The 13,507-nt window shown below is 36.6% G+C and carries 11 protein-coding genes and 1 tRNA gene; 7 read left to right on the top strand and 5 right to left on the bottom strand.

Annotation, left to right across the window (positions count from 1 at the left end):
* Positions 1 to 99: 99 nt before the first annotated feature.
* The 4 genes from GO621_RS14730 to GO621_RS14715 all read left to right on the top strand — a co-directional run bounded on the left by GO621_RS14730 (position 100) and on the right by GO621_RS14715 (position 6,285).
* Positions 100 to 756: an NAD(P)H-binding protein gene (locus tag GO621_RS14730; RefSeq protein ID WP_157568372.1), complete on the top strand. Its 657-nt coding sequence runs from the start codon at positions 100 to 102 to the stop codon at positions 754 to 756.
* Entirely contained in the window at positions 753 to 2,615 is a 1,863-nt protein-coding gene (locus GO621_RS14725) for an ABC-F family ATP-binding cassette domain-containing protein (RefSeq protein ID WP_317163452.1), read from the top strand. The genes GO621_RS14730 and GO621_RS14725 overlap by 4 nt, the downstream gene beginning before the upstream one ends.
* Positions 2,616 to 2,658: 43 nt before the next feature.
* Positions 2,659 to 4,521, top strand: a complete 1,863-nt coding sequence (gene mnmG, locus GO621_RS14720) for a tRNA uridine-5-carboxymethylaminomethyl(34) synthesis enzyme MnmG (protein WP_157568370.1) — start codon at positions 2,659 to 2,661, stop codon at positions 4,519 to 4,521.
* Positions 4,522 to 4,662: 141 nt separating this feature from the next.
* Positions 4,663 to 6,285, top strand: coding sequence for an Ig-like domain-containing protein (locus GO621_RS14715; RefSeq protein WP_198170263.1), 1,623 nt, complete (start codon positions 4,663 to 4,665; stop codon positions 6,283 to 6,285).
* Here the strand turns inward: GO621_RS14715 and GO621_RS14710 are convergent.
* Positions 6,272 to 6,790 carry a gamma carbonic anhydrase family protein gene (locus GO621_RS14710; RefSeq protein WP_157568366.1) on the bottom strand — a complete coding sequence of 173 codons (519 nt, stop codon included), beginning with the start codon at positions 6,788 to 6,790 and terminating at the stop codon, positions 6,272 to 6,274. The two genes, GO621_RS14715 and GO621_RS14710, sit on opposite strands and share 14 nt — an antisense overlap.
* Positions 6,791 to 6,822: 32 nt before the next feature.
* On the opposite strand from GO621_RS14710, the gene GO621_RS14705 reads away from it, so the two are divergent.
* Positions 6,823 to 6,898, top strand: a tRNA-Gly gene (locus GO621_RS14705).
* Positions 6,899 to 6,911: 13 nt separating this feature from the next.
* Here GO621_RS14705 and GO621_RS14700 read toward each other — a convergent pair.
* Positions 6,912 to 7,238 (bottom strand): hypothetical protein, encoded by a 327-nt coding sequence (locus GO621_RS14700; protein WP_157568364.1) that lies wholly within the window; start codon positions 7,236 to 7,238, stop codon positions 6,912 to 6,914.
* Between the two features lie 73 nt (positions 7,239 to 7,311).
* Positions 7,312 to 8,904, bottom strand: a complete 1,593-nt coding sequence (gene nadB / locus GO621_RS14695) for an L-aspartate oxidase (RefSeq protein WP_157568362.1) — start codon at positions 8,902 to 8,904, stop codon at positions 7,312 to 7,314.
* A 407-nt stretch (positions 8,905 to 9,311) separates the two neighbouring features.
* On the opposite strand from nadB, the gene nadA reads away from it, so the two are divergent.
* The gene (gene nadA, locus GO621_RS14690; RefSeq protein ID WP_157568360.1) at positions 9,312 to 10,304 is read left to right on the top strand and encodes a quinolinate synthase NadA; all 993 of its coding nucleotides are present in this window, start codon (positions 9,312 to 9,314) and stop codon (positions 10,302 to 10,304) included.
* Between the two features lie 196 nt (positions 10,305 to 10,500).
* Entirely contained in the window at positions 10,501 to 11,541 is a 1,041-nt protein-coding gene (gene thiL, locus GO621_RS14685; protein WP_157568358.1) for a thiamine-phosphate kinase, read from the top strand.
* A 39-nt stretch (positions 11,542 to 11,580) separates the two neighbouring features.
* Here the strand turns inward: thiL and rmuC are convergent, their stop codons facing one another.
* Positions 11,581 to 12,960, bottom strand: coding sequence for a DNA recombination protein RmuC (gene rmuC, locus GO621_RS14680; protein ID WP_157568356.1), 1,380 nt, complete (start codon positions 12,958 to 12,960; stop codon positions 11,581 to 11,583).
* A 172-nt stretch (positions 12,961 to 13,132) separates the two neighbouring features.
* A partial coding sequence (locus GO621_RS18910) for a hypothetical protein (protein WP_198170262.1) occupies positions 13,133 to 13,507 on the bottom strand: 375 nt, incomplete at its 5' end.

The following is a 13,507-nucleotide window of genomic DNA, read 5'->3' as shown; positions in this document are numbered from 1 at the left end:
TGTCAATTTTTTCTGAATTGTTTTGTGCCTGAATATATTACTTCTTGCTAACTACCAGAACAGGCTGATAATACGTACTTTTGCAATAAATAAGTTACCATGCAGTACAAGGCGGTTATTGCCGGTGCAAGCGGTTTAATTGGCGGTTTGCTGCTTAAACATTTGCTGGATCATCATGATTATGACGAGGTTGTTGTTTTAGTGCGAAAGGAATTAAACTTCCGTCATCAAAAATTAAAGCAATTAATTGTAGATTTTGATCGTTTAGAGCATTACGAACAGGATATTAACGGACATGCCTTATTTTGCTGCTTAGGTTCAACCAAAAGCAAAACGCCCGATTTAAGCATTTATAGAAAAATAGACCATGATTATCCTGTTCAATTAGCAAAAATAGGTGCTAAAAACAGTATGCAGCAGTTTCATTTAGTTTCTGCCCTTGGCGCAAATATTAACTCGACTACTTTTTATATTAAATTAAAAGGTGAAACAGAAGCGGATGTTAAACAGGTTAAGTTAAGGCGGATTTGTATTTCTCAGCCATCTCTATTAACTGGAAACAGGCAAGAAAAGCGGATTACAGAACAATTTGCAACAGTTATAATGAAAATTATTAATCCGTTTCTTATCGGAAAACTACAAAAATATCGAAGCATTCCTGCCAATACTGTTGCTTTGGCAATGCTCAATGAATCCTTAAAAAGCAATCCTGGTATCTTTACTTATACATCAGATCAAATAAAAAAATTAGCGTGAGTACTTTAATTTCGGCCGAGAACTTAGGCCACTCCTTTCATGATAACTGGCTGTTTAAACAGCAAACTTTCGGCATTAATTCCGGCCGGCGTATTGCGCTCGTGGGTGCGAATGGCGCCGGAAAATCTACCTTATTAAAAATACTTGCAGAAAAACTAAAGCCAACTGAAGGAAAAGTAGTTAAAAGTAAGTTTCTTTCTATGGGATATTTAGAACAAGACCCTTCTTTTAATCCGGAAGAAACGATCAATGATTTTATTTTTAAAGCCGATAACGAACAACAACAGTTAATTAAAGCCTACGAGTTGTTGCTGGAAAACGATCCTGAGAATTATGAGCAGATTGAAATCCTGACTAATAAAATTACAGAACTTGAAGCCTGGGAGTATGAATATAAAATTAAGAATATTTTAGACCGTTTGGATGTTCGTCATTTAGACCAACAGATAAAAACACTTTCTGGTGGACAAAAGAAGCGTTTGGCACTGGCAGAATTACTGATTAGCGACCCGGAATTATTTGTATTAGATGAGCCAACCAATCATTTAGATATAGAAACAATAGAATGGCTGGAAAGCTTTTTAACATCCGGTAACAAAACTATTCTATTGGTAACGCACGACCGTTACTTTTTAGATAATGTTTGTAATGAGATTTTGGAAATTGATCAGCAAAAGATATTTCCTTACAATGGCAATTATAGCTATTATTTAGAAAAAAGAGCGGAACGGGAAGCGGCCGATCAGGTTCGTTACCAGAAGAATTCTAACCTGTTAAAAAAGGAATTAGAATGGATGCGGAGAATGCCTCAGGCCAGAAGTACCAAATCTAAATCGCGTATTGATGCTTTTTATGACCTTCAAAGTAAAACCCAAAACAATGGGCATAAAGAGCAATTGGATTTAACTATCAAATCTGCCCGGCAAGGTAATAAGGTTTTAGAAATTAAACACCTTAGTAAATCCTTTAACAACATTACGATAATTAAAGACTTTAATTATGTGTTTAAAAAAGGCGACAGGATTGGTTTGGCAGGTAAAAATGGTAGCGGAAAATCGACTTTATTAAATATTTTAACAGGACAAACTCCGCCTGATTCTGGTGCTATTGACGTTGGCGAAACTACTACAATTGGTTACTATCGTCAATCCGGATTAAATTTTAATGAGGCAGAAAGGGTAATTGACGTAATAAAAAATGTTGCAGAATTTATTACCATGGCAGATGGCAAACTTCTTTCTGCCTCTCAACTGCTTACCCAATTTCTGTTTCCTCCTAAAAAGCAACACGGGTTCATCAGTAATTTAAGTGGTGGCGAAAAGAAAAGGTTGCAATTGCTTACCATTTTGATTAAAAACCCAAACTTTTTAATTCTGGATGAGCCAACAAATGATTTAGATACAGATACCTTAAATGTTTTAGAAGAATTTCTTACCAATTTTGGTGGCGTAATTATGCTTGTTTCTCACGATAGGTATTTAATTGATAAGCTTACAGAACAGTTGTTTATCTTTACTGGAGAAGGCCACTTACAAATTTATAATGGTAATTATACAGACTATCGGTTAGAGGAAACTGTTGTTAAACAAAAAACGAAAACACAAGATAAGCCTTTAAAAGCTTCTGTTCCTGAAATTAAAAAACCATCTAATTATAAACAGGAAAAAGAACTTCTGGAAGTTGAAATGGATATTGCTTCTGTTGAAAGTAAAATAGCTGAATTGAATTTAATCCTTAATAATCCTTCCTCTAAAACCGAAGATATTATTTTAGCCTCTAAAAACGTTCAAACTTATCAAATCGAATTAGATGCTTTTTTGAACAAATGGATGAATTTATCCGAATTAAAAGAAAGCTAATCATAACCTTATTAATGTTTCACGTGAAACTTTAGAAAAAACAATGTTTAAAAAATATGATGTAATTGTTGTAGGCGGCGGACATGCAGGATGCGAAGCAGCAGCAGCAGCAGGAAACTTAGGTTCATCGGTATTATTAGTTACCATGAATATGGCAACTATAGCCCAAATGAGTTGTAACCCAGCGATGGGCGGCGTAGCTAAAGGACAAATTGTACGAGAGATAGATGCAATGGGTGGTGGTTCCGGAATTATTACCGATAAAACAAGCATTCAGTTTAGAATGCTTAACCGTTCAAAAGGCCCGGCTATGTGGAGCCCGCGTGCACAAGTTGATCGGATGCGATTTGCAGAAGAATGGCGGTTAATGCTTGAAAGAATCGCTAATGTTGATTTTTGGCAGGATACTGTAAACAGTTTAATTATAAAAGGTGGAAAAGTTTGCGGTGTTATCACTTCGCTTGGAATAGAAATCGAAGCTGAAGCTGTTGTATTAACTAACGGAACTTTTTTAAACGGATTAATACATATAGGCGAGAAAAAGTTTGGCGGAGGAAGGACAGCAGAAAAAGCGGCCCATGGCATTACAGAGCAATTAGTAGGATTAGGCTTTGAAGCTGGCCGAATGAAAACAGGAACGCCACCAAGGGTTGACGGACGAAGCCTGGATTATACAAAAATGGAAGAGCAATGGGGAGATGATGAGCGGGGAGAGTTTTCGTATACAGAAGTACCAAAACCAACAGAACAACGCTGCTGCTGGATCACTTATACCAATACGCAAGTCCATGAAACTTTAAAAGAAGGGTTTGAAAAATCCCCAATGTTTACAGGAAGGATTAAAGGACTTGGCCCTCGTTACTGTCCTTCAATTGAAGATAAGATCAACAGGTTTGCAGAACGCGACCGCCATCAGATTTTTGTAGAGCCGGAAGGCTGGAATACAATAGAAATATATGTTAATGGTTTTTCGACTTCGTTGCCCGAAGATGTTCAATATAAAGCATTAAAACAAATCCAAGGATTTGAAAATGTAAAGATGTTTCGTCCGGGTTATGCAATTGAGTATGATTACTTTCCTCCTACCCAATTAAAATTAACCCTGGAAACAAAATTTATCGATAACCTATTTTTTGCAGGACAAATTAACGGAACAACAGGTTACGAAGAAGCTGCCTGCCAAGGCTTTATTGCTGGTATAAATGCACATAATAATGTGGCTGTAAAAGAGGCATTGATTATGAAACGATCCGAATCGTACATCGGTGTTTTGATAGATGACCTGGTAACAAAAGGAACAGAAGAACCCTATCGTATGTTTACCTCCAGGGCTGAACATCGTTTATTGCTACGCCAGGACAATGCTGATATTCGCCTTACACCTCTTGGTTACAAGCTTGGGTTAATTAAAGAAGAACGGATGCAAACTGTTAATAATAAAGTTAAAAACGCGGATGCTATTGTAAAGTTTGTAAAATCAGTTTCTATCAAACCGGAAGAAGTAAATGGTTTACTGGAAGAAGCTGGAACAAGTACCATCAGCCAGAATGTTAAGCTATCTGCAATTATTGGCCGCCCGCAAATCAATTTTAGTATGCTAAAAGAAGCAAGTGCTTCGCTAAAAGAATTTCTTTCTCCATACAATCAGGAAACAATTGAACAGGCCGAGATCAAAATAAAATATGAATCGTATTTTGAAAAAGAACTGGAGATTGTAAACAAGATGAAAAAAATGGAGGACAAAGAAATTTATCAGGACTTTAACTACAATGAAATAATTTCTCTGTCAAAAGAAGCACGGGAAAAACTAATCAAAATTAAACCACGAACATTAGGCCAGGCTTCCAGAATTTCAGGCGTTTCTCCTTCAGATGTTTCTGTATTAATGGTTCACATCAGCAGATAAATAAAAAATTTATAATAATTAGCATTCTTCACCCTAAAAAATAATTGTTTATAAAAGAAGATTTTATTTTTTTAATGTTAATCTTCATCAAAAATAAATATTCGATTATAACGCATCTAAATGGCCTTTAAAAAGACATCTATGTTTAACCTACGGCAAATAGCTGTTTTTGTAGGTATAGTTACTATATTTGGTTGTGCAAGCATTCAAAAACCACAAGGCGGGCCGAGAGACAAAACGCCACCTAAACTTTTAAGCGCAACGCCAGCAAATAAAACAAAAAGGTTTAACGCAAAACAAATTGTATTAACGTTCGACGAATATTTTAAACTAAACAACCAGTACCAGGAAATCAGCATCTCTCCTACCCAGGAAAAATTGCCCGAATATCACATCAAGCAAAAAAGCCTGGTAATTACTTTAAAAGATACGCTGCAAAAGAATACAACGTATGTAATTAACTTTGGAAAAGCAATTGGAGATGTTAACGAAAACAATATCCTGAAAAACTTTACTTATGCTTTTACAACCGGAAATGAAATTGATTCTTTAACAATTGCCGGAAAGGTCATTAATTCTGAAACGCAGGAAGCAGAAAAAGAAGCTACCGTTTTTATTTTCACAAGTAAACAGGATCCTGCTTTGTTTGGTAAAAAGAAACCTGCCTACTTTACCACAACTGATACTGCAGGTAATTTTAAGTTAAGTAACTTACATTCAGATAGTTACAGAATTTATGCCTTAAAAGAAGCATCGCCTAACAGGATTTACGATAACGATAATGAATCGATTGCTATATTGCCAAAAGACATCAACCTAAAAAAAGATACAGCAGGAATAAGATTAGAGTTGTTTAAACAAATCCCTCAAAAGTTTAGGGTTGTTGATAGAAGAATAGACCCGGATGGAAAACTGTTTTTTACTTTTAATAAAGGCATAAACCAGCCTGCTTTGCGCATTATACAAAACGATGATTTAAACAGTCAGAAAATTGTAGAGTTTAATAAAGAAGCGGATACTGCGAGGTTATACCTTCGTAAGATGGATTTTGATTCTGTTAAAGTAGCTGTTTTAGCTGCCAATAAAGCTTTAGATACGGTAACCTTGAGAAGAGGAAAAAAAGAAACGTATAAAAGAACCCTTAATATCAGCAATAATTTAAGCGGAGGAACTTTAAAACCCAAAACTACTTTACAGCTCATTTCTAATTTGCCGATAGAATCAACCAATGAAGCACAAATTATTATAAACGAAGATTCTGTTGCTAAATATGGTTTTAGCCTCGAAAAAGACACTTCAAGCTTAAGAAGATATACATTGAAATACGCGTGGAAAGCAGGAAAACATTACGACGTTTTACTGAATGAAGGTGCATTGATAGATATTTATGGTAACAAAAACAAGAAAACGACGATTTCGTTTCAGTTGAACAAAGAGGAAAATTATGGCAGCATGACTTTCAACGTTACTTTGCCAGACACTTCAAAATCTTACATTCTCGAACTCTTAAACGCAGATAAAAAGGTGATTAAAAGCGTACCTTTCCATCGGAACGGTAACCTGGTTTTTAGTGATTACTCTGTTGGAAAGTACCGGATCAGGATTATTTATGATATAAATAGAAACGGGAAATGGGACACCGGAAATGTAAAAAACAGAACGCTGCCCGAACCCATTTGGTATTATAATAAAGAGATTAGCTTACGGGCAAACTGGGATATGACTGAAAATATCAGTGTTCCAAGAACGCCTACAAGTCCGTAAACCAGCTCGAATACAAAATATAATTTAACGGAAGCTGTTTCAGTCGTTGCATTTGCACTTCTGAAACAGCTTTTACTTTTTTAGCAGGCGTTCCGGCATAAATAAAACCTGACTCACATTTTGTATTTTCCAATACAACAGCACCTGCTGCAATAATACAATAGTCTTCTACAATGGCATGGTCCATAATAATGGACCCCATTCCTACTAAAATATAATTATTAAGCGTACAGCCGTGGATAATAGCATTGTGGCCAACAGAAACATGATGGCCAATAACGGTTGCTGCTTTTTGGTATGTACAATGAACAATTACGCCATCCTGAATATTGGTTTGATTGCCAATTGTAATTGAATTTACATCGCCACGGATAACCGTATTAAACCAAACAGAACATTGGTTCCCGATGGTTACATCGCCAACAATAGTGGCATTTTCAGCAATAAAACAATCCTGACCGATAACCGGATACTTATTTTTTACCGGTAAAAGAAGTGGTGGCATATCAATAAATTTTATAATTTAGCTTTTAATAAGCGGAAATAGCTCAGCCGGTAGAGCATCAGTTTCCCAAACTGAAGGCCGCGGGTTCGAATCCCGTTTTCCGCTCCATCTCAACCTGATTTTATTCATTCAAAAACAAATACTCCGGAAATTTAAATCCAGCTTGTTCAAAGTTCTCCTGATACAATTCCTTTAATTCATCATATCTTTTTCTTCTGTTTTCAGGTTTTATTAAAGGATTAAGCAATGCGCTAAAAACAATTTTCAACAGCGCTTCATATTCTAACTCTCTGTTTCCTTTAGCTTTGCTAATCCAATATTCTACTTCAGCTTTTTCAGATTTAAAATCAAATAAATCAGTTCGGATATCGATTAAAACATCTTGAATTTTGCGTAAATAAAGAATGATTATAATTAATGCTATTACAGAAATAATGTGAAAAGACATGTCTATAAGTTTTTTGTTCGAATCTCGTTTTTCGGTCTTGTGTTTTATTTGATGCTTCTTTTATCACCTATTTTTACATAATTGTATTGTATAATTCTTTTGCATGGTTTGGATAATCCGTTGTGTAATGTAATCCTCTACTCTCTTTTCTTGCCATGGCAGATTTAACAACCAAATAGGCAACCTGAATTAGGTTTCGCAACTCACATAATTTAACCGATAATTTTGTCTTTTTGTAGAAATCTTCCGTTTCTTCATACAGCAAACGCAATCTTCGCAATGCCCTTTCCGACCGAAAATCTGATCGTACAATTCCTACATAATCGTTCATAATTTTCTGCATTTCGCGGATATTATGCGTTACCAGGATATCCTCGTTTTGCTGGGCAACACCAAACTCATTCCAGTCCGGGATATTTTGTGGCATAAAAGAAGCATCAGCTTTTGGTACGGCATCTTCAAAAATACGATGGGCAAAAACCAAGGCTTCTAAAAGCGAATTGGAAGCCAGCCGGTTAGCGCCATGTAAACCAGTAGAAGAACATTCGCCGCAGGCATATAAGTTTAAAATAGAAGATCGCCCGTGTGTATCAACCATAATCCCTCCACACATATAATGACTGGCTGGAGAAACAGGAATCATATCCTTTGTCATATCAATACCGATAGACAAACATTTGGCGTAAATATTTGGAAAATGGTTCAGTAAATCTTCTTTACTGCGGTGCCGGATATCCAGATAAACAAAATCATCTCCAGATTTTTTCATTTCTGCATCAATCGCACGTGCTACAATATCTCTCGGTGCCAAAGATTTCCGCGGGTCGTATTCCTGCATAAACTCCTCCCCGTTCCTTCGCTTTAGAATACCGCCAAAACCACGAACGGCTTCAGAAATTAAAAAAGAAGGATAATCGCCCGGATTGTACAAAGCTGTCGGATGGAACTGGATAAACTCCATATCACGCACTTTTCCTTTTGCACGATAAACCATTGCCACACCATCGCCGGTTGCAATAGTTGGATTGGTGGTAATTGAGTAAATATGGCCGGCACCTCCGGAAGCCATCACCGTTACTTTAGACAGGAATTTTTCAACTTTTTTCGTATTATTATTTAAAGCATAAATACCAAAACAGGTAATATCAGTGCTCGAACGATCTACAAATTCCCCTAAATGATGCTGCGTAATCAGGTCTATGGCAAAATAATGTGTTAAAATTTCAATGTTTTTATGCTGGTGGATCTGCTCCAGCAAAGCACGTTCAATTTCAAAACCGGTAATATCTTTATAATGCAGCACACGGCTTTCAGAGTGCCCGCCTTCTTTTGCCAGATCAAAAACGCCTTGCTGGGTTTTATCAAAGTTCGTTCCGTAATCAATAATTTCTTTAATTCTCGGCGGGCCTTCTTCTACCACAATCTTCACCACTTCTTCATTGCATAAACCATCGCCGGCAATCAGCGTATCTTCAATATGTTTTTCAAACGAATCTTCCTCTTTATCCACAACTACCGCAACACCTCCCTGGGCGTACTTCGTGTTCGATTCATCTTCATTCGACTTTGTAACAATCAGTACCTTACCATATTGCGCGGCCTTAAGGGCAAAACTAAGTCCGGCAATACCAGAACCGATAACCAGGTAATCAACAATTTTACTCATGCTTTTTTAGTGAAAAACCAACCTATTCAACACATTGTTTATAACACCAGTAAAGATGTTAATTTGGCGGTGATAAAAAAGTAGCAAATATATTTTAGTTCGAATTAGTGTGGATAACACTTTAAGCCGGTATTATTACTAAGCAATTACCAACATAATTTACTTACATTGTTAACAGTGCAAGGAAAGCAAATAATGCACAGTAAAACTTCTCGAATTTTCTTTGGCAGATAAAAGAAGCAGTAAATCAGCATAATAAAGTAAACATTTTGTTTAAAAGATGTTGATAACAATACATCAACTACTTTTGCAAATATTTTAATACCGATTTTTAAACGAAATTAACACACTAACAAATGATAGTTTTATTTTTTAAAGAATAAGTTGTTTTTATTGAACTGTTAAAAATGGATACTTTTGAAGAAATACAAGTTAAAGGATTTGCTGACGAATACATCGATCCGTCGCTCGATCTTTTTACGGAGATTGAAAAATTAAAAAAAGAAAAAAATGCCGTTTTATTAGCGCATTACTACCAGGAAAATGATATTCAGGATATTGCAGATTATATTGGAGACAGTTTGGGGCTTTCGCAGCAGGCAGCGAAAACAGATGCGGATATAATCGTTTTTGCAGGCGTACATTTTATGGCAGAAACAGCCAAAATTTTGTCGCCAAAGAAAAAAGTATTGCTTCCGGATTTAAAAGCAGGTTGTTCGCTGGCTGATAGTTGCCCGCCGCATTTGTTTAAGAAGTTTAAAGAGCAATATCCGGACCATTTAGTGATTACTTATGTGAACTGTACGGCTGAATTAAAAGCGATGAGCGATATTGTTTGTACATCGAGCAATGCGGTACAAATTGTAAAAAGTTTGCCGCCGGAACAAGAAATTATCTTTGGGCCAGATCGAAATCTGGGAAAATATGTAGCGAAAAAAACTGGACGTAATCTGGTTTTATGGAACGGTGCCTGTATGGTCCACGAAATTTTTTCGAGAGAAAAAATTACTAAGCTAAAAGAGCGTTACCCGGCTGCAAAATTTATTGCGCACCCGGAATGTGAAGACGCAATTTTGGAGATGGCCGATTACATCGGTTCAACAACCGGATTGCTGAATTATACGAGCAAAAATGCAGCAACCGAGTTTATCGTGGCTACAGAATCAGGAATTTTGCACCAGATGGAAAGGGCAAACCCGGGAAAAAAATTCATCCCGGCGCCGCCCAATAATACCTGTGCTTGTAACGATTGTCCGCACATGAGAAGAAATACATTGGAGAAGCTTTATTTATGTATGAAAAATGAGCAGCCGGAAATTTTTGTACCGGAAGATATTATTGTAAAAGCTGTAAAACCGATTGAAAGAATGCTGGAAATTTCGGCGCGTTTAGGGTTATAGGAGAAAGATTTCACAGATTAGAAAGGATTACACCGATTTTTACGTGATTACAATTGATTATGAAAAGATTTTAAAGAAGATTTTATAGATTTTTAGGTGATAAAAGAAGCATCAAAAATATAATTTAAAATCAGTACAATCTTATCCAAATCTGTGAAATCAACTCAAAAAATCGGTGTAATCAAATAAAAAAACAATGTTCGATAATAAAGAAAAAACAGAGATAGCGGCTTTGGGCGAATTTGGCTTGATCAGTCATCTTACCAAAAATTTTAAATTGCTGGATCATACTTCTGTAAAAGGAATTGGTGATGATGCTGCCGTAATGGATTTTGCCGGTAAAAAAACATTGATTTCTACAGATCTATTGCTGGAAGGCGTCCACTTCGATCTGGCTTATGTTCCGCTTAAACACTTAGGTTTCAAAGCAGTACAAGTAAATTTAAGCGATATTTATGCGATGAATGGCACGACCAGCCAGATCACTTTTTCTATCGGGATTTCCAGTAAATTTCCTTTAGAAGCAGTTGAAGAATTGTACCAGGGCGTGATGTTGGCCTGTCAGCAATACAAGGTAGATCTGGTTGGCGGCGATACTTCTGCTTCCAAGCAAGGTTTGGTAATTAGTGTAACGAGCATTGGTTATGCAGATGAAGCGGATGTTGTTTACCGTAACACAGCCGGAGAAGGCGATTTAATCTGTGTTTCCGGCGATCTGGGCGGCGCTTATGTTGGCTTGCAGCTGCTGGAACGGGAAAAACAGGTTTATCTCTCAAATCCAAATATTCAGCCTGACTTGGAAGGCAAAGATTACATTGTAGAACGCCAGTTAAAACCGGAAGCCCGTGGAGATATTATTGATATTTTAAAAGAATTGAAAATCAAGCCAACTTCCATGATCGATGTTTCTGATGGTCTGGCTTCCGAAATCCTGCACATATGCACGCAAAGTAACAAAGGATGCTCTCTTTACGAGGAAAAAATCCCGATCGATCCGATGACTTATGAAACGGCGCGCGAGTTCGGCCTCGATCCTACCGTTTGTGCTTTAAGTGGAGGAGAAGATTATGAACTCCTTTTTACCATTAAACAAGACGATTACGAGAAGATCAGGTACAATGCTGACATTAGTATCATCGGACATATTACAGAAGCTTCTGCAGGCTGTAATTTAGTTTCTAAATCCGGGAATGTGCATGAACTGAAAGCGCAGGGCTGGAACGCTTTTATGAAGTAAGGTTTATCTAAAAAGTACCCGTAAAAGAAGCATCAGCAATTATTCTTCATCAGATAATAATTTCTGGTCAAGTTGCTTGCTGTTTTTAGCGCCTAATTTTCGAAGTGTTTCTGCGCGGCTGGCCAGGTTTCCGCTGCCGGAAGTTAATTTGCTGTAGGCATCGTTATAAACCTCTTTGCTGCGGTCTATGTGCTGGCCAATCTTTTTCATATCTTCTGTAAAGCCAACAAATTTATCGTACAAAGCGCCGGCTTTGGTAGCAATATCTACTGCGTTTTTGGTTTGCTGTTCCTGTTTCCAAACCGAAGCGATGGTTTTTAAAGTAGCCAGCAGCGTAGAAGGCGTAACCAGCACCACACGCTTTTTCCAGGCAAAATCAAACAGTTCCAGGTCGTGCTGAATAGCGATGGAAAAAGAAGATTCTATCGGCACAAAAAGCAGAACAAATTCAGGAGAAGTTAGGCCGGCAAGGTTCTGGTAACTTTTTGAACTAAGTCCGGCAATATGATTTTTTACGGAATCGACATGTGATTTTAAATGCCTTAATTTTTCTTCTTCGGTGATGGAATTAACCAGCCGTTCATAAGCGATCAAAGATACTTTGGAATCGATGATCAGGTGTTTATTTTCCGGCAGATGAACGATCACATCCGGCTGGAAACGGTTTCCTGCTTCATCAAAAAGGTTCATGTTTTTGCCTTGTTTGGTATAACTTTCGCCTTGTTTCAAGCCGGAAGCTTCCAGCACGCGGTCTAAAATAACTTCGCCCCAGTTTCCCTGCATTTTGGTATCGCCTTTTAACGCTTTGGTAAGATTGGTGGCATCATCCTGAATGATCTTGGTTTGCTTGATCAACTCATCAATCGTGCCTTTTAATGTAAACCGTTCGTTAGATTCCTCTTTGTAAACTTTATCCACTTTTTCTTCAAAAGCTTTGATGTTTTCTTTCAGCGGATGAAGCAGCAAATCCATATTGCTGCGGTTGGATTCTGTAAATTTCTGTGTTTTTTCTTCGAGGATTTTATTGGCTACATTTTCAAATTCCCGCTGAAAATGCTGGCGTGTTTGCTCCACTTCTATTTTCTGCTGTTCCAATTGCTCTTTTTGGGCGGTAAAAAAAGCATTGCTTCGTTCTAAATGCTGTTTGGTTTCGTTGTGTAAATCGCGTTCCTCGGCCAGATCAGCAATTAAACGGTCCTGTTCTTCCCGTAATAAAATGCTGATGTTTTCTTTCTCCTGATGCAAATTTGCAGCACGTTCTTCTGCCTTTCCCAAACTGATTTTAAGCTGGATATTCTCCTCCTGCAAACGCTTCAAATCCTCCGCAGAAAAACCCATTTTGGGCGATGCTGTTTTTAGCAGGATAAAAACAGTAACGAGCAAAATAACGAGAACCGCAACGAGGAGAATGGTATTCATTTACTAAAAATTTTATCAAAAGTAATTTTAGTAAATGACAGATCAGAGGTTTTTTTGAATATTATTTTTAAGAGTAGAAATGATATGTTTTATTATTATAATTTCATCTTCTTGAGTTAAGCTTTCATGATATAGTTTACTAATCATAATGTTCGAACTGTGATTATTAATGCTATAGCCATATTCGTTGAATACTACACTTATTATTGTCTGATACACTAAATTTATTACTTAAATTTTTAAATTCCTTCAGATTAATATCTAAAGTTATAAACGAATATGTTCTTTCTTCTTGGGTAGGATCAAAATAATTAGCATAATATAAGTCATCTTCTTTAACTTTACTTATAAGTTTCCCAATATCTAAGTTGTTAAAACTTAACTCGTAGAGAGTTCCTTTTTTTATAATTATTTTAAGCTCCTTATGAAAAAATAAGTCTTCAAGTTGACTTATTTTTTTTAATATTTTATTAAATAGGCTGTTTAGTTCGACTGAAAGTATTAGCTCAATAATTTCATCGGACTTTTTATATTTTAATTCTATTTT

Source organism: Mucilaginibacter arboris (assembly GCF_009754915.1).
Lineage (GTDB): Bacteria > Bacteroidota > Bacteroidia > Sphingobacteriales > Sphingobacteriaceae > Mucilaginibacter_A > Mucilaginibacter_A arboris.
Note: the sequence above shows the minus strand (reverse complement) of the source record. Positions and strands in the feature narration are given on the sequence as shown.